At 49.5% G+C, this 15,648-nt stretch carries 18 protein-coding genes; 14 read left to right on the forward strand and 4 right to left on the reverse strand.

Going from position 1 to position 15,648, the window contains the following annotated elements; translation table 11 throughout:
* Positions 1-83 precede the first annotated feature (83 nt).
* Positions 84-464 carry a VOC family protein gene (locus tag T411_RS0109320; protein ID WP_000933880.1) on the forward strand — a complete coding sequence of 127 codons (381 nt, stop codon included), beginning with the start codon at positions 84-86 and terminating at the stop codon, positions 462-464.
* A 93-nt stretch (positions 465-557) separates the two neighbouring features.
* On the opposite strand, the gene T411_RS0109325 is transcribed toward T411_RS0109320, so the two are convergent.
* On the reverse strand, positions 558-2,261 hold the full coding sequence (locus T411_RS0109325; RefSeq protein ID WP_000161805.1) for an FAD-dependent oxidoreductase: 1,704 nt from the start codon (positions 2,259-2,261) through the stop codon (positions 558-560).
* Between the two features lie 65 nt (positions 2,262-2,326).
* Positions 2,327-2,512 (reverse strand): YgaP family membrane protein, encoded by a 186-nt coding sequence (locus T411_RS0109330; RefSeq protein WP_000151363.1) that lies wholly within the window; start codon positions 2,510-2,512, stop codon positions 2,327-2,329.
* 154 nt (positions 2,513-2,666) lie between these two features.
* On the opposite strand from T411_RS0109330, the gene T411_RS0109335 reads away from it, so the two are divergent.
* The 7 genes from T411_RS0109335 (at position 2,667) to T411_RS0109365 (ending at position 9,326) form a co-directional block, all read left to right on the forward strand.
* A complete protein-coding gene (locus T411_RS0109335) occupies positions 2,667-2,984 on the forward strand; it encodes an ArsR/SmtB family transcription factor (protein WP_001114934.1) in 318 nt (105 codons plus the stop codon).
* A gap of 16 nt (positions 2,985-3,000) precedes the next feature.
* Complete coding sequence (locus T411_RS0109340) at positions 3,001-3,420, forward strand: YeeE/YedE family protein (RefSeq protein WP_001889079.1); 420 nt, start codon at positions 3,001-3,003, stop codon at positions 3,418-3,420.
* Positions 3,421-3,430: 10 nt separating this feature from the next.
* Entirely contained in the window at positions 3,431-3,889 is a 459-nt protein-coding gene (locus T411_RS0109345) for a YeeE/YedE family protein (protein ID WP_001037650.1), read from the forward strand.
* A 109-nt stretch (positions 3,890-3,998) separates the two neighbouring features.
* Positions 3,999-5,003, forward strand: a complete 1,005-nt coding sequence (locus T411_RS0109350) for an efflux RND transporter periplasmic adaptor subunit (RefSeq protein ID WP_000646067.1) — start codon at positions 3,999-4,001, stop codon at positions 5,001-5,003.
* A gap of 1 nt (position 5,004) precedes the next feature.
* On the forward strand, positions 5,005-8,163 hold the full coding sequence (locus T411_RS0109355) for an efflux RND transporter permease subunit (RefSeq protein WP_000445866.1): 3,159 nt from the start codon (positions 5,005-5,007) through the stop codon (positions 8,161-8,163).
* 215 nt (positions 8,164-8,378) lie between these two features.
* Positions 8,379-9,032 (forward strand): oxygen-insensitive NAD(P)H nitroreductase, encoded by a 654-nt coding sequence (gene nfsB, locus T411_RS0109360; RefSeq protein WP_001028480.1) that lies wholly within the window; start codon positions 8,379-8,381, stop codon positions 9,030-9,032.
* Between the two features lie 3 nt (positions 9,033-9,035).
* A complete protein-coding gene (locus T411_RS0109365) occupies positions 9,036-9,326 on the forward strand; it encodes a putative quinol monooxygenase (protein ID WP_000581563.1) in 291 nt (96 codons plus the stop codon).
* Here the strand turns inward: T411_RS0109365 and T411_RS0109370 are convergent.
* On the reverse strand, positions 9,323-10,264 hold the full coding sequence (locus tag T411_RS0109370; protein ID WP_000645865.1) for a LysR family transcriptional regulator: 942 nt from the start codon (positions 10,262-10,264) through the stop codon (positions 9,323-9,325). The genes T411_RS0109365 and T411_RS0109370 overlap by 4 nt on opposite strands.
* Before the next feature lie 9 nt (positions 10,265-10,273).
* A complete protein-coding gene (locus T411_RS0109375) occupies positions 10,274-10,999 on the reverse strand; it encodes a tRNA (adenine(22)-N(1))-methyltransferase (protein WP_000765958.1) in 726 nt (241 codons plus the stop codon).
* A 191-nt stretch (positions 11,000-11,190) separates the two neighbouring features.
* On the opposite strand from T411_RS0109375, the gene T411_RS0109380 reads away from it, so the two are divergent.
* The 6 genes from T411_RS0109380 (at position 11,191) to T411_RS0109405 (ending at position 15,584) form a co-directional block, all read left to right on the forward strand.
* A complete protein-coding gene (locus tag T411_RS0109380; RefSeq protein WP_000729333.1) occupies positions 11,191-11,541 on the forward strand; it encodes a GlpM family protein in 351 nt (116 codons plus the stop codon).
* 39 nt (positions 11,542-11,580) lie between these two features.
* Positions 11,581-12,030 (forward strand): NUDIX hydrolase, encoded by a 450-nt coding sequence (locus T411_RS0109385; protein ID WP_000110101.1) that lies wholly within the window; start codon positions 11,581-11,583, stop codon positions 12,028-12,030.
* A 32-nt stretch (positions 12,031-12,062) separates the two neighbouring features.
* A complete protein-coding gene (locus T411_RS0109390) occupies positions 12,063-12,578 on the forward strand; it encodes a GNAT family N-acetyltransferase (RefSeq protein ID WP_001131618.1) in 516 nt (171 codons plus the stop codon).
* A gap of 15 nt (positions 12,579-12,593) precedes the next feature.
* Positions 12,594-13,565: a D-2-hydroxyacid dehydrogenase family protein gene (locus tag T411_RS0109395; protein WP_000684297.1), complete on the forward strand. Its 972-nt coding sequence runs from the start codon at positions 12,594-12,596 to the stop codon at positions 13,563-13,565.
* A 12-nt stretch (positions 13,566-13,577) separates the two neighbouring features.
* Positions 13,578-14,618, forward strand: coding sequence for an AbrB family transcriptional regulator (locus T411_RS0109400; protein WP_000003785.1), 1,041 nt, complete (start codon positions 13,578-13,580; stop codon positions 14,616-14,618).
* A gap of 630 nt (positions 14,619-15,248) precedes the next feature.
* A complete protein-coding gene (locus tag T411_RS0109405) occupies positions 15,249-15,584 on the forward strand; it encodes a TIR domain-containing protein (RefSeq protein WP_000013075.1) in 336 nt (111 codons plus the stop codon).
* Positions 15,585-15,648: the final 64 nt, after the last annotated feature.

The following is a 15,648-nucleotide window of genomic DNA, read 5'->3' on the forward strand; positions in this document are numbered from 1 at the left end:
ACTATGGTGATTGAGAATAGATTCGGTCTCGTGGATTCTCTGTTTTTCTGCGGGATAGGGACAATCAAAATAAAGGTGACATCATGCTCAATAATCCCGTAGGTTGGTTTGAAATTTATGTGAATGATATGGAACGTGCAAAAACGTTTTATGAGACGGTTTTGAAGGTTTCTTTGGAAGAAATGCCTAATCCAACGTCGATGCCGATTAAAATGCTCACGTTTCCTTCCAATATGGAAAAGTACGGGGCATCCGGCGCGTTGGTCAAAATGGAAGGCATTTGCGCTGGTGGCGGCGGTACACTGATTTATTTCTCGAGCGACGACTGTGCCGTGGAACAAGAGCGAATTGTTGCAGCAGGTGGTCAAATCCATACGCCGAAAATGTCGATCGGCGAGTATGGCTTCATTACTTTAGCGGTCGATACCGAAGGTAATCTGTTTGGTTTGCATTCGATGCAGTAAATGCAGCAAGCCGCACCATCAAAATAGAAAAGAGATGGCATGTGCCATCTCTTTTGACTTTCTGTGTTCCGATTCTGTCTGGGAACCCTAACTTTAAGCCTTAGCAAACTTGTAAGTACGGTAACCCCCAATCAGGTTGCGTGCTTTAAAGCCGTTATTGACCAGTTGACGGTACGCTACGTTACCGCGTAACCCAACTTGGCAATAAATCACAATCTCTTTGTCTTTTGGCAGCTCGTTCATGCGCTGGCGCAACTGGTCAACAGGAATATTGATTGCGCCGGGAAAATAACCCATGTTTTGTAACTCCATCGGGTTACGCACATCGAGCAGCACTTGCTCATCGGTGAGATTATCAATCTCATCAAAATGGATCGCTTTCGCATCACCTTTTATCAGGTTGGTGGCGACAAAGGCGGCTTGGTTAATCACATCTTTCGCGCTACCAAACGGTGGAGCGTAGGTCAGTTCAAGGTGCTGTAACTGCTCAACCGTCATGCCTGCACGCTGCGCAACCGCCATCACGTCGATGCGTTTATCGATGCCATCTTTACCTACGGCTTGTGCGCCGAAGATTTTGCCTGTCTGGGGATCAAACAACATCTTGAACGACACCACTTCCGCACCCGGGTAGTAGCTCGCATGGCTTGCGGTGTGCACATACACTTTTTCGTAAGCAATGCCTTCACGCTTAAGTTGCTTTTCATTTTTACCGGTCGAAGCGACCGCTAAATCAAAAATCTTACAAATCGCAGTACCTTGTGTGCCTTGGTAGCTTTCGTTGCGGCCAAGCATGTTATCTGCGGCCATACGACCTTGGCGGTTGGCAGGACCTGCCAGTGGCACGAGCGTTTGCTTGCCTGTGACAAAGTCTTTCTCTTCAACCGCATCACCAACCGCGTAAATCGCCGGATCGCTGGTTTGCATCTGCTCGTTAACCCAAATACCACCGAGTTCTCCGAGCTGCAAACCGGCTTCCGCAGCCAGTTTGGTTTCTGGGCGTACACCAATCGCCATGATCAGAATGTCGGTAGTTAGCGTGTCACCATTGCTGAGCACCAAATCCAATTCGCCTTCCACGTGTTTATGCTCAAGGGATTCCCCCGATTCCGTGCTAGGTAAGGTGGCGGCGGGTCTGTATTCGACTGATTTCAAAGCCGCACCTAATCGTAAATCGATGCCTTTGGCGCGGATTTCAGCGTGAGCAAAGCCCGCCATTTCGCGATCGACCGGTGTCATCACTTGATCGGCCATTTCAATCAGCGTGGTTTTTATCCCAAGGTGATGGAAGGCTTCCATCATTTCCAAACCGATAAAACCCCCGCCAACCACGGTAGCATGCTCAGGCTTATTCATTTGCAGCGTCTGGATGATCTTATCCATGTCTGGAATATTGCGCAGCGAATGCGTCAGTGGGTTTTGAATCCCCGGAATCGGCGGGATGACTGGACCTGCACCGGGAGAGAGCAGCAGAAAATCATAGTTTTCATCATACTCAGATTGATCGAGCAGATTACGCACAGTAATGGTCTTTGCGGCGCGATTAATGCGCAACACTTCATTCATGGTGCGCACATCCACGTTAAAACGCGCTAAAAAGCTTTCCGGTGTTTGCAGCAGCAAATTGCTGCGCTCTTTGATGTCACCACCGATGTGATATGGCAAGCCGCAGTTGGCAAAGGAAACGTAGGGGCCACGCTCGAACATGATGATTTCAGCGTCTTCGCTGAGTCGACGCGCACGAGCCGCCGCCGAGGCTCCACCTGCAACACCACCAATAATCACTATTTTCGTCATGAGTTACTCCAAGTCAGTTGCTAAAACCCTACACCGTTTCAGGATGGAAAGGGGTAGGGCTGTCATTAACGTAATCCTAGTTTCTTGAGAAAGAATGCGGCAGGACAAAAGCCTGTGAATGCGCTTTGGATCAGGTTTACACCCACAAATACTGTTAACCACAGAAAGTTGGGGTGGACAAACCAAGTGAGAATGACTGAGAGCAGAACCATGCTGCCAGCTAATACTCTTACACCGTTTTCAATCGTCATGTTGCTAACCTCCGTTGTTGTTTGTTCAGAACTATACGTCTGAGAATTAGCTTTGTCTAATGTAAATTTAACTAAATTCAAAATGGCTAAATAAGAATTGACTAATATAATTATTTTTGTATTATCTCGTTAAATTTTAGTTAGAGGATTCGCCATGCCAGAACCCACCACCATCAAGATTGAAATGGATGAAATGAAGAAGAATGCCGAAGAAGTGGCTGAATTACTGCGTGTGATGGCTCATCCAGAACGATTAATGGTTCTATGCCAATTGACGCAGAGTGAGATGGGCGTCGGGCAGCTTCAACAAGGTTCGACGTTGAGTCAATCGGCCTTTTCACAACACCTTACTGTGCTGCGAAAGCACGGCATTATCCAAGCGCGCAAAGAATCGCAACAGGTGTTTTATCGCTTGGCGGACAGTCGGATCACGGCGTTGATTCAAAGTTTACAGAATGTGTTTTGTCGATAAATAAGTAGAGGAAAGTATGACGTTTTCTATTCCTTGGGACTCGTTAATTGGAGGGATGCTTTTAGGGATTTCAGCGACATTGATGTTGCTTATGAACGGAAAAATCGCCGGCATCAGTGGTATTTTGACGGGCTTGTTAATGCCTAAATCGCGGGATTTTGCATGGCGACTGCTGTTTGTGGTGGGCATGATTTCCGGTGGTGTGATCGGCGTAAAGCTCTTAGGCCATGCTGTGCCGACCGATTTTGGTGTGAGCGGTATTTTGCTTGCGACGGCAGGTTTATTGGTGGGCGTGGGGACACGACTGGCCAATGGCTGCACCAGTGGGCACGGGATCTGCGGCATTGGTCGCTTCTCTAAGCGCTCCATCGTGGCGACTTGTGTCTTTATGGCCGTTGCGGCTGCCACTGTTTTCGTTCGTCTTCATCTGATGTAAGTGAGTGGTTATGAATAAGCTGTTGTTTCGAGCAACTTCGCTCGTCGCTGGCCTGTTATTTGGCTTAGGAATGGTGGTATCTGGTATGGCGGATCCCGCTAAAGTGATCGGCTTTTTGGATGTGGCAGGTACTTGGGACCCCAGTTTGATGTTTGTGATGGGCGGCGCGTTAGCGGTATTCATGCCTGCTTATTTCTTACTCATCAAACCCAAAGCCAAGCCTGTTAACGCAGAAGTGTTCTGTTTGGCCAACAACACCAAGATTGATCGTCGCTTGATCTCAGGCTCAGTGATCTTCGGTTTAGGTTGGGGGTTGGTCGGCATCTGTCCGGGGCCCGTTGTCTCAAGTCTTGCCTTAGGCAATCTCGGTGCATGGGTATTTTTCCCTGCTATGATGGTTGGCTTAGGTGCAACTAATTTATTGATCTGTATTAGAAATCGTAAAGAAAGCCAAACACAAACCGCCTAATGCAACTAGGCTATTAGGCAGTATCTAGGCAATCACTCTCTGACCCGCTTGACGCGTTCGCGATACCGTGTGGCAACAAGCGGGAAAGTAGAATCTGCGAGGGAAGAGGATGAAAGCGTTAAGTTGGAGTATCGCACTGGTGCTTGCCAGTTCGGCCTATGCTCAAAATCAAGACAGTAACGAACGGTTTACCGTGAAAACAGAGTCGATCTCGCAGATAGTCGAATTGGACGGTGTGGTGCAGCCGGTCAATCAAGGCTCGTTAGCCGCGCAAACCTCAGGGCGAGTGGTTGGCTTATACGTCGATGTGAATGATTTCGTAAAAAAAGATCAGGTGCTTTTGGAGATCTCGGCGGTTCAGCAATCGGCCGCATTGGATGCCGCGCAAGCTCAATTGGCGAGTGCCACGGCACAAAACCGTGAAGCACAAGCCCAGCTCAATCGTTATCGTCAACTGTTCCCCAAAGGCGCGATTTCCAAAGATCAAATGGACAGCGCCGAAGCGCGTGCACGCAGTACCGATGCCGCAGTGAAATCGGCACAAGCGGCGGTCGAACAAGCCAAAGAATCGCTAGGTTACACCAACATCACTGCACCTTATGATGGCATTGTTACCCAGCGCATGGTGGAACTGGGTGAAACTGTTGCACCGGGCACACCCCTGCTCCGCGGTTTTTCGCTCGATGAATTACGGGTTGAAACAGAAATTCCGCAGCGTTATCAGCCTTATGTGGCAGATGTCTCTCAATTTACCGTGCGCACTGCGCAAGGTGAGCAGCTGAAACCCGTCGAATTTAGCTTATTTAGCTACGCCGATCCGCAATCGCACACCTTTAAAACTCGCCTTGAGCTGCCGCAAAACAGCGCTGCTCTGGTGCCGGGTATGTGGGTAAAAACCGAATTTAACTATGGTCAGCGTGAAGTCTTAGTGGTGCCGAGCAGCGCTGTGTTACGTCGTGCCGAATTGAGCGCGGTGTACCGAGTCAATAACGGCCAACGTGCACTGAATCCTGTACGTTTGGGGCAAGTCTATGGTGACTACGTTGAAGTGCTTTCTGGACTTGAACTAGGTGATGTGGTCGCTACACAGGCCGTCACAGCAAAAGGTGAATGATATGGAAAGTCGACTCGGTATTTCGGGTCGCATCGCTGCGGCCTTTCAAAATTCAGCCATGACACCACTGCTTGCCTTAGTCGGTTTGCTGATGGGGCTATTTGCGGTCATGGTGACGCCGAAAGAAGAAGAGCCGCAGATTGATGTGACGTTTGCGGATGTCTATATTCCGTTTCCCGGCGCTTCTCCTCGTGAAGTGGAAAGTTTGGTGACAACGCCAGCAGAGCAGGTGATCTCTGAGATTGAAGGGATTGATAAAATCTACTCATTCTCTCAACCGGATGGCGCGATGATCGTTGCCATTTTCAAAGTGGGTGTGCCACGTAATGATGCGGTGGTGCGCATCTACAACAAACTCTATTCCAATAAAGATTGGATGCCGCAAGGCGTTGGCGTGGGTGAGCCCATTATCAAACCGAAAGGAATTGAAGATGTGCCGATTGTCACCATCACCTTGGCGGATAAAAGTGATCGCTTCGATCAGCAGCAACTGACGCAAGTGGCGCACGGTTTAGAAACCGAGCTCAAGCGCATTCCCGGTACACGCGATATTTATACCATCGGTGGGCAGAACACCATTGTCGATGTTCGACTGGATCCCGCCAAAATGAACGGCTTTGGCATCACCTTAGATCAACTCAATCAAAGTCTGCCGGCGGCGAATCAAAGCTCACCGATGCTGCGTTTAACCCATGATAACCAAGAGTTCCCGGTGCAAGTTGGCCAGTTTTTAACTCGGGTGGAAGAGGTCAAGCAACTGGTGGTTGGGTTACATAACGGTAAGCCTGTTTATCTGGAAGATATTGCGAGCGTATCCTTTGGGGTTAACACGCCTACTCAAAATGTGTGGACAGGCGATCGTGACGGTATTCATCCTGCGGTCACCATTGCGATTGCTAAAAAAGGCGGGGAAAACGCGGTCGATGTCGCTAGAGCGGTGGAAGCGCGTTTAGTCAGCCTTGAAAATCAGCTGATCCCACAAGGAATTGATGTCGATATTACTCGCGATTACGGGCAAACTGCCGCCGATAAAAGCAATACCTTGATGGGGAAACTCGCTTTCGCGACGACCGCGGTGGTGATTTTGGTGCTGCTGACCATGGGCTGGCGTGAAGCGCTGGTGGTCGGTATGGCTATCATTGTCACCCTGATGATTACCCTATTCGCCTCTTGGGCATGGGGTTTTACACTCAATCGTGTGTCGCTGTTCGCGTTGATTTTCTCCATCGGTATCTTGGTCGATGATGCGATTGTGGTGGTCGAGAACATTCACCGGCATATGGCGATGGGCAAACGCAAGTTGTCGGAACTCATTCCCCCTGCGGTAGATGAAGTCGGTGGGCCAACCATTCTTGCTACCCTAACTGTTATTGCTGCCTTGTTGCCGATGGCGTTTGTGTCGGGTTTGATGGGGCCGTACATGAGCCCAATTCCAATCAACGCGTCAATGGGCATGCTGATTTCTCTGGCCGTGGCTTTTGTGCTTTCCCCTTGGCTGGCGGGTAAATTCCTTAAGGCTGGGCATCATCAAGAAGAAGGCAAAGCGGCGAATGGCATCTTCCACAAAATCATGTCGCCGTTTGTCACTGCGCCAAAGCAGGGGCGTAACCGGCTGTTTTTGCTGTTGACCATTTTGGCGCTGATTGCTGGTTCCGTACTGCTGCCTGTGTTCCAAGCCGTGGTGTTGAAAATGCTGCCGTTTGATAACAAGTCGGAATTTCAGATTGTGCTGGATATGCCCGAAGGCAGTTCGCTAGAAAAAACGCAGCGGGTCTTGTTTGAGATGGGCGCGGCACTGAATGACGTTCCTGAAGTGCGGGATTACCAAATCTATGCCGGAACGGCCGCACCGATTAACTTCAACGGTTTAGTACGCCATTATTTTATGCGTAACCAAGCCCATCAAGGCGATATTCAAGTCAACTTACTCGGGCGTAAAGAGCGCGACAGAGATAGCCACACCATCGCCAGCCAACTCCGCCCACAACTGAACGAAATAGCGCAGCGCTTTGGCGGCAAAGTGAAAGTGGTGGAAGTGCCGCCGGGGCCGCCGGTTTGGTCGCCGATTCTGGCGGAAGTGTATGGTCCAACTCAAGAAATTCGTAACGAAGCAGCACGTCAGGTGCGTGAAATTTTCCGTGAAACGAAAGATATTGTTGACGTGGACATGTACTTGCCGGAAAGGCATGAAAAATGGCAGGTGGTGATTGATCGCAGCAAGGCCGCGCATCTGCAAGTGCCTTATGCCTCAATTGTCGATGCTCTGGCGACCGCGGTGGGCGGCAAACCCATCACTTACTTGCACAGTGAACACAGCAAGTACCCGATTCCGATCCAGATTCAAGCTACCGAAACCGCAAAGGTGCGTTTAGAGCAGGTGCTGAATATGAAAGTCGGTAGCCCAAACGGTCACGCTTATCCGCTTTCCGATCTGGTTGAGGTTCGCCAAACCCGCATGGATGATTACATCGTCCACAAAAACTTGGTGCCTATGGTGATGGTGGTCGGCGATATGTCAGGCGAGCTGGATAGCCCACTGTACGGCATGTTTGAGATTGGTTTTGCGCTGGATGAGCAAATGGGATTGGCGCAGTACTACATCCATCAACCCGATGGCCTAAGCGGTGTTGCGGTGGCGTGGGATGGTGAATGGACGGTGACTTACGAAACCTTCCGCGATATGGGCATTGCCTACGCAGTAGGTATGGTGCTGATTTATCTGTTGGTGGTTGCGCAGTTTAAATCTTATCTGGTGCCGCTGATTATCATGGCTCCAATCCCACTGACCATCATTGGCGTGATGCCCGGCCATGCGTTGTTGGGCGCGCAATTTACCGCCACGTCCATGATTGGGATGATTGCGCTGGCGGGGATCATTGTGCGTAACTCCATCTTGTTGGTGGACTTTATTAACCAACAGGTCGAGCAGGGCATGGCCTTCTCAGAAGCCGTGATTCAGTCGGCGGCAGTGCGAGCCAAACCGATCATGCTGACCGCCTTGGCGGCCATGATTGGCGCAGTGTTTATCCTCGATGATCCTATCTTCAATGGTCTGGCGATCAGCTTGATCTTCGGGATTTTCGTCTCCACGGTACTGACCTTGTTGGTGATTCCGGTGCTCTATTACGTGGTGATGCGTAAACGCTTCGCGGCACATTAACTCAAAGTGACGAGACAATTTATGGATAGAGGCTGATCGCACAGGTCTGCCTCTTTTTTAGGTGCTATTCGCTGTCCCAAACATGTGGCTGGCCTATTCAAGGTTGGATTATCAAAAAATTTTTGAAAATGATTCAAGCAGCAGGTGGTTTCTTGTTGTGTGTCAGTCAGATATCTTAGCGTCATCTCGAAAGACATCATCCTTAGGAGTGAAACATGAACATTGTACAAGCGTCGCAGTCTCGCTATTCCACCAAAGCGTTTGACGCCAGCCGCAAGCTATCTGAACAGCAAGTCGCCGATCTCAAAGAGTTGGTACGCATGAGTGCCTCTAGCGTGAACTCACAACCTTGGCATTTTATTTTGGCCGGCAGTGATGAAGGCAAAACACGCATTGCCAAAGCTACGCAGGGCGGTTTTTCGTTTAATGAGCGCAAAATTTTAGATGCCTCGCACGTGATGGTGTTCTGCGCCAAAACCAGCATTGATGACGCGTATCTGCTCTCTCTGCTGGACAACGAAGATAAAGATGGCCGTTTTGCGAATGAAGAAGCCAAAACCGGCATGCATGGCGCGCGTAGCTACTTTGTAAACTTGCACCGTGAAAACCTGAACGATGCTGAGCACTGGATGCAAAAACAAGTTTACCTCAACGTGGGTACACTGCTGCTTGGTGCTGCAGCCATGGGCATTGATGCGGTGCCGATTGAAGGCTTTGATGCTCAAGTGCTAAACGAAGAGTTTGGCTTAACCGAAAAAGGCTTCAACAGTGTGGTGATTGTGCCACTAGGTTTCCACAGTGAAGACGACTTCAACGCCAAACTGCCTAAATCACGTTGGCCGGCGGAAGCGGTCTTTACCGAGCTGTAAGTTATGATCCATTTACTCGCAGAAATCAAAGCCTTCCCCGATTCAGCGCAGCAAGTGCAAGCGCTGCTTGAAGCGCTCCTTGAGCCTAGTCGCAATGAAGAGGGGTGCTGCCAATATGAGCTGTATCGTGACAACTCGATTGAGGGGCTGTTTTTAATGCAAGAAATCTGGTGCTCGGAAGAGAGCTTGCAAAAGCACCAACAGAGCGACCATTTCCAGCATTTTCAGCAAAAGATCGGTGAGCGCGAGATGTTGGAATACCTGCAGTTACGCCCACTGACGTTTGTTGGCTAACGAGGATTTTGCTCTCGCTCTTGAATGGCTGTCAGCACCGCACGTCGTTGTTGGCAGCCTTTTTCACGAATGAATTCCTGAAAAGCGCGAATGGTTGGAGTGATCAAACGTCGATCGGCACACACCATATAAATGGGTACAGGGCCGCTTTCCCATTCCGGCAAAATCCGCACTAAACGCCCATCAATAATGTCCTGACTGATGTCCATCAGCGATTTATTGGCAATGCCTTTGCCTTTTACCGCCAATCTGTGTACTACTTCGCCATCATTACAGGCAGGGTTGCCTTGCACCACCACACTGTGCGTTTCGCCATTGCGGCTCAAAATCCATTTGTTGTGTAGCGTATCGGCCAGCATAAAGCACAGACAGTTGTGATGCTGTAAATCGTCAGGATGCAGAATGGGCGGGTGAGCGGCCAAATACTCTGGCGAAGCACACAATACGCGCTCGTTAGAATCGCACAGCAACATGGCGACTAAATTGGAATCGGCGGGCTGACCATAACGAATCGCGATATCGACCGGATTGGCGTACATATCCGTCAGACGATCAGAGAGATCCAGTTTCACCGTGACATTCGGGTGCAGCGCGATAAATTCATCAATCCAGTCGAGCAGCAAATTACGCCCCAAATCTGAAGGCGCGCTGATGTGCAGTTGGCCAGCCAACTGGCCACGCGCACAAGCGATCTGATCCAAACCCTCTTGCAAGGTGGCCAGCGCGGTTTGGGTTTTGGCAAGAAAGATTTCGCCCTCATGAGTTAAACGAATATGTCGCGTTGAGCGCACAAACAGCGGAAATTGCACTTGCTCTTCCAAGCGGCGGATCGCAGCGCTCACGGCGGCGGTCGTGAGTGATAGGCTGTTGGCCGCTTTAGAAAAACTGCCTTGGCGCGCCGTTTCGACAAACAAATTCAAATCATTGAGTGCTTTCATCTTTCTAGCCTATTGAACGAGTTCTAGAGTGGCATCCATCGAGTGAAGGATCTCCACGGCCTGATACGCTTGCCAACGCTGCTCTGCGCCCGCATCACCACCTTGTGCTTTGCGCTGATAGTGCTGCTGCAACTGCTGTAAATAACGCTGCGCGATCTTTGATTGATCTGTGCCGCTGACTTGCCACAGCAACTCACCGACCAAAGAGAGAGGGTGAGAGCAAGCCCCCGAGCTGGGAGAGATTTGCACATGCAGCAGCTCATAAATGCGCTGATTCTCTTCTACTAAACGCTCGCTTTTCAGCTCCGCATTCAGCGCGATTAACTGCTCGCGCAAGGTATAAGTGTGGTGAACAGGGCACAGCAGCAGATCAAACGTCATGCTTGGGTGACGCTTGGCAAGCTCAGCAATAAATTCCGTCATCAAATCTCCGCCTACTCCGGCGATGATGACGAGATGCGATCCGGCGTTGGCTTCGAGTGGCAAATCGCGTACATCAAGACAGTAAGTGCGCCAGCGTGGTGAATCGGTCGTGGCAGGAAAATAGCGGATTAAATCGAGCGTCACCTTATCAATCAAAGACGGAACGATATCGACAAAATGCACTGTGCTGCTTGGGTGCTGTTTGAGCAACGCTGCGCCGAGTAAGCCGTGGTCGCAGCAGCAATCCCAAATATGGTCGTAGTCGCGCTTTACCTGTTGGACTAACTGAGTCAGCCGTTTTCCTAATTTCATGCTGTACCTACATGCGGTAACTAAAAGAAGCCGCCGCTATCGGCTGCCGAATCAAAACAGTGGCGGCCATTTTACTCAGGTTCGGAAAAATGTTGCAGAGAAATTAACAAACTGGTTAATGAGCAGTTCTTCTTAACGGGAGAGTGATTTATAGTGGTTGCCTGTAACCTGTTCTGACAAAAGGAAATGTCATGGCGGCTTTGTTTTTCAAGTGCTTGCTTGGAGCGCTTGCGGTGTTGATCATTGCCCTGTTATCGAAAACCAAAAGCTTTTTTATCTCCGGCCTTGTGCCGCTATTTCCCACCTTTGCTTTAATCGCCCATTATATTGTTGGCACCGAACGCACTATGGAAGATCTGCGCACTACCGCGCTGTTTGGGCTGTATTCGCTTATCCCGTATGCGGCGTATCTTCTTGCGGTGTATTACTTTAGTTACCGCTTGAGCCTTACTGGCACTCTGGTCTGTGCCACCTTGGTTTGGCTGGTATTTGCTGCACTTTTACTGGTGGGTTGGACTCGTTTACACCCGAGCATGGCCTAAGCTCACTCGCCATCATGAAACGGATTTAAGGAGAAAGCTGTGTCTGTAGAAAAAACCGAGCCTGTAGAGAAAACGCCAACAAGATTGCCCGTGGCAGAATGTGTCTCTTTTTTGCTGGTCAAAGAGGGCAGTTGTCTGCTCGAACGTCGCTCAGCAACCAAAGCGAGCGATCCTAATATCATCGCGATCCCCGGTGGGCATATCGAAGCGGGAGAAAACCAAGCGCAAGCGTTGCAGCGTGAAGTGCAAGAAGAGTTAGGCGTGGACGCTACGCGCAGCGTTTATCTCTGCTCGCTTTATCATCCGACAGAATTTGAGCTGCAACTGCTGCACTATTACGTGGTGGATCAATGGCAAGGTGAGATCGCCTGCCACGAAGCGGATGAAGTTTTTTGGACGCCGATTGCGCCAAGTGCGGTGGAAACCATTGCCGATAAAATCGCGATTCAAGAGTTCCAACGCCTGTATCCACGCTATCTGGCGCTGTAAATTCGCGCTCAATCATTCGTCAAGGAGAGACTATGCCGTTAACTCGATTAACTTTGCAGGATGAAGCGGCGTTTGCCGAGTTCTTCCAAGATTTTCAGCGCCACGACCCGATCAATTGTGATTTTTACCGCCAAGGCGATGAGAATTTTGCCGACTATGTGCAACTGTTGGATGACCACGCCCACGGCCAAAACCTGCCTTGTGGCTACGTGCCTTGCAGCTATTTTTGGTATCAGGACCAACAAGGCAAAATTCTGGGTGCGCTGCGTTTGCGCCACCACATTGATACGCCATTTCTTACTAACGAAGCGGGGCATATTGGTTACGATGTTGCACCCAGTGCGCGCCGCAAGGGCATTGGCCGCGAAATGCTGCGCCTTGGATTGATAGAAGCCAAATGCTTAGGCTTAAAACGCGTGTTGCTGGTTGCCGATAGCGATAATCACGCATCACGCCGCGTGATTGAAGTTAACGGCGGTGTGTTTGAAAGTACGATCACCGGAGAGTATTTCCCCTCTTTACTGGCACGCTACTGGATTGATCTTTAACCACAAGGACGTGAGATGAAAATTGCGATTCTGGATGATTACCAAAATGTGGTGCGTGGCTTAAACGCCTTTCAATGCTTACAAGGGCATGACGTCACCGTATTCAATGATAGTGTGAGCGATGAAACCGTATTGATTGAGCGCCTGAAACCTTTTGAGGCTTTGGTGCTGATCCGCGAGCGCACCCCAATCACTGAAAATCTTTTGGCTCATCTGCCGAATTTGAAACTCATCAGCCAGACCGGAAAAGTCAGCAACCATATTGATGTGCCTCTGTGTGAGCGTTATGGCGTGACCGTGTTAGAAGGCATCGGCTCTCCCGTTGCCCCAGCGGAGCTGTGCTGGAGTTTAATCCTTGCCGCTTCGCGCCATTTGCCAAGTTATATCGAGCAGTTACACGCAGGTCATTGGCAACAAAATGGCGGATTAGGCTTAGGTCGAACCCTCTCTGGTCGCACCTTGGGCATTTGGGGTTTAGGCAAAATCGGTCAGCGCATTGCTCAATTTGGTCACGTATTTGGTATGCCAATCTTGGTGTGGGGCAGTGAAGCCTCGCGGCAAAAAGCGCTTGAGTTGGGTTATCAAGCCGCCGCCGATAAAGCCGAGTTTTTTGCTAAAGCCGATGTACTTTCACTCCATTTACGTTTGAATGACGCCACGCGTGGCATCGTCACCAAACAAGATCTGCTTGCCATGAAACCCGATTCGCTGTTTGTGAATACCAGCCGAGCGGAGTTAGTGGAATCGGGCGCACTCTACTCAGTGATGCAGGCTAACCCAATGCGCCAAGCCGCGGTCGATGTGTACGAAAACGAGCCCGCGTTACCCAACAATGAGCCGCTGCTGAGTTTGCCCAATGTGCTGTGCGCGCCGCATCTCGGTTATGTGGAGAAAAACAGCTACGAGATCTACTTTCAGGCCGCGTTTGAGAATGTGGTCAAGTTTGCTCACTCGGCCGCGAAAGCGTCATTGAGCGATAAGGCCTAAAGGAAACACAGCATGTCCGAAAGAGCTTCTTTCACACTCTTTATTCAAATCTTGATTATCGCCACCGTGGCTGCGGGGGCAGGGACGCTACTCTCCATCCCACTTTCTGAAATGTTTATTGCCTCGGGTTTGGTTATTGTGCTGCACAAGAAGCGTTGGCTAACTATTCATACGCCGCCGTGGCTGCTGCTGTTTGTGCAAGTCGTGCTTGGGATCAGTGTCGGTGCGACCATCAGTTTGAGTGAGCTAGGTACCACCTTAACCTTGCCGGTGATCGTGGGTTTGGTGTGCTGTTTAACGCTGCAAATCATCAGTAGCTATTTGTGGCTCACCAAAAAAGAGGGTTGGACGCCGTTTGAATCTCTACTCGGTGCCGTACCGGGTGCAATGGCCGCGATTTTGGTGATCAGCGAATCAAGCGAAAAGCCTTCCGCCAAAGTGGTCTATTCCCATTCTGTGCGACTGATGATCCTCACTTTGTTGGCACTGTTGATCTCCAACAGCGCGCCAGATAGCGCATCCGTAGGCGGCAGCCTGACCGTTTACACTTGGCTTATTTTCTTGGCTCTAGCGCTGATGAGTTTGCTACTGGGTAAAGCTTCCACCTTACTCGGCATTCCTGCGCCTTATATGTTGGCTGCGTTACTCATCACCGCCAGCTTTAATGGCTTTGCCACCGGCATTGATATGCAAGTGCCGAAATGGATGGTGATATTCGCCACCGCTTTACTCGGCATTTTGATCGGCTCACGCATTGCCGATACCACACTGCGCGAAGCCATGGCGTATTCCCGCGCAGGGGTAATGGTCACCATGATTGGCCTTTTGGTCGCGGTGGGTGTCTCCGGTGTCTTTTCTATTTTGATCGATAAATCATGGGTCGTGCTGCTGCTTTCTTGGGTTCCCGGTAGTGTAGAAGCCATGACCGCTGTCGCCTTGTTACTCGGCATGGAACCGGCGTTTGTGATGATTAACCACGCTCTGCGCCTGTTGTTGCTCTATTCACTGCCCGCCATGCTGAAAAAGCAGTTGGAGGAGTTGAGGGGGAGATGATGGGGGAATTCTTGAGTAAGAGCTAGCTAGTGGATGGGGTTAGCTTAGAAGTGCCCCTTTTCTCGTTAGTAGTTTTGCTCATTCACATTCTGTTAATGCGAGTTTGACCTATGAAAAATTATTCGAAGTAAGTACGTTGTAATCATGATGATCTGCTCCAGCCTGGCTGGACATTTAACTAAGCGACTTTGCCATACCTTAGTTAATTAGCAAACATGCACGCAAAATTTTGTCCAACTTGGTGCCAGCCTTTTCGTCAGGCACGTTTACGTCCCATTTCTGTTATAAATCGCTTTACTATCAGTTAGAAAGACTTATTCAAATCACCTTTCAAAATCAACTAAATGCAATGTGACTTATGTCATATGCACGTAGAATGAAGGTTTGCTAATGTGGTCAGTTAATTAGTGCAGGTAACGGATTTGTGAAGTGTAATACTTTGCCTTGTTCATGAGTCACATCATGATTGAAGTGGTTCTTGGCTATATCGATCCTGCTGTAATCAATGAAGTGTGACACGGTGACTCGATCCTTAGCATTGACCACTAAAGTGTGTGATTAGTCCTCGGGAAGAGAGTCCATGTTAATCGATATGTAATCAACTAATCCAACAGATAAGGAAGAAAAAAGATGGCAAACCCAAGAGCATTTATTAGTTTTGACTTTGATCACAATGTCACTCAAAAGAATCTATTTGTAGGCCAATCTAAGAACTCAAAAACCCCGTTCGCAATTGAAGATTGGTCGTCGAAATCTTCGCTGCCCCAATCACAATGGGAAGCACTGATAAAAAGCAAGATTGGTAAATGTAATATGCTTATCGTCTTAAGTGGTAAAACTATGGCGAGTGCAACTGGAGTGGTTAAAGAAATAAAAATGGCTAAAGATCAAAATGTCCCTGTATTTGGTGTATATGTTGATGGAGCCAATACAACTAGGGAAGATGCGATTAAGTCTCTGATATGAGATCATAGCAACCATCAAAACAGCAAGGATGAGGTGACCGATGAGTCATCAACTGACTTTCGCA

Source organism: Vibrio cholerae ATCC 14035, assembly GCF_000621645.1.
GTDB classification, from domain to species: Bacteria; Pseudomonadota; Gammaproteobacteria; order Enterobacterales; family Vibrionaceae; genus Vibrio; species Vibrio cholerae.

Coding starts and splice junctions, on each gene's coding strand:
- T411_RS0109320 (WP_000933880.1), top strand. CDS start 84: ATGCTCAATAATCCCGTAGGTTGGTTTGAAATTTATGTGAATGATATG.
- T411_RS0109325 (WP_000161805.1), bottom strand. CDS start 2,261: ATGACGAAAATAGTGATTATTGGTGGTGTTGCAGGTGGAGCCTCGGCG.
- T411_RS0109330 (WP_000151363.1), bottom strand. CDS start 2,512: ATGACGATTGAAAACGGTGTAAGAGTATTAGCTGGCAGCATGGTTCTG.
- T411_RS0109335 (WP_001114934.1), top strand. CDS start 2,667: ATGCCAGAACCCACCACCATCAAGATTGAAATGGATGAAATGAAGAAG.
- T411_RS0109340 (WP_001889079.1), top strand. CDS start 3,001: ATGACGTTTTCTATTCCTTGGGACTCGTTAATTGGAGGGATGCTTTTA.
- T411_RS0109345 (WP_001037650.1), top strand. CDS start 3,431: ATGAATAAGCTGTTGTTTCGAGCAACTTCGCTCGTCGCTGGCCTGTTA.
- T411_RS0109350 (WP_000646067.1), top strand. CDS start 3,999: ATGAAAGCGTTAAGTTGGAGTATCGCACTGGTGCTTGCCAGTTCGGCC.
- T411_RS0109355 (WP_000445866.1), top strand. CDS start 5,005: ATGGAAAGTCGACTCGGTATTTCGGGTCGCATCGCTGCGGCCTTTCAA.
- nfsB (WP_001028480.1), top strand. CDS start 8,379: ATGAACATTGTACAAGCGTCGCAGTCTCGCTATTCCACCAAAGCGTTT.
- T411_RS0109365 (WP_000581563.1), top strand. CDS start 9,036: ATGATCCATTTACTCGCAGAAATCAAAGCCTTCCCCGATTCAGCGCAG.
- T411_RS0109370 (WP_000645865.1), bottom strand. CDS start 10,264: ATGAAAGCACTCAATGATTTGAATTTGTTTGTCGAAACGGCGCGCCAA.
- T411_RS0109375 (WP_000765958.1), bottom strand. CDS start 10,999: ATGAAATTAGGAAAACGGCTGACTCAGTTAGTCCAACAGGTAAAGCGC.
- T411_RS0109380 (WP_000729333.1), top strand. CDS start 11,191: ATGGCGGCTTTGTTTTTCAAGTGCTTGCTTGGAGCGCTTGCGGTGTTG.
- T411_RS0109390 (WP_001131618.1), top strand. CDS start 12,063: ATGCCGTTAACTCGATTAACTTTGCAGGATGAAGCGGCGTTTGCCGAG.
- T411_RS0109395 (WP_000684297.1), top strand. CDS start 12,594: ATGAAAATTGCGATTCTGGATGATTACCAAAATGTGGTGCGTGGCTTA.
- T411_RS0109400 (WP_000003785.1), top strand. CDS start 13,578: ATGTCCGAAAGAGCTTCTTTCACACTCTTTATTCAAATCTTGATTATC.
- T411_RS0109405 (WP_000013075.1), top strand. CDS start 15,249: ATGGCAAACCCAAGAGCATTTATTAGTTTTGACTTTGATCACAATGTC.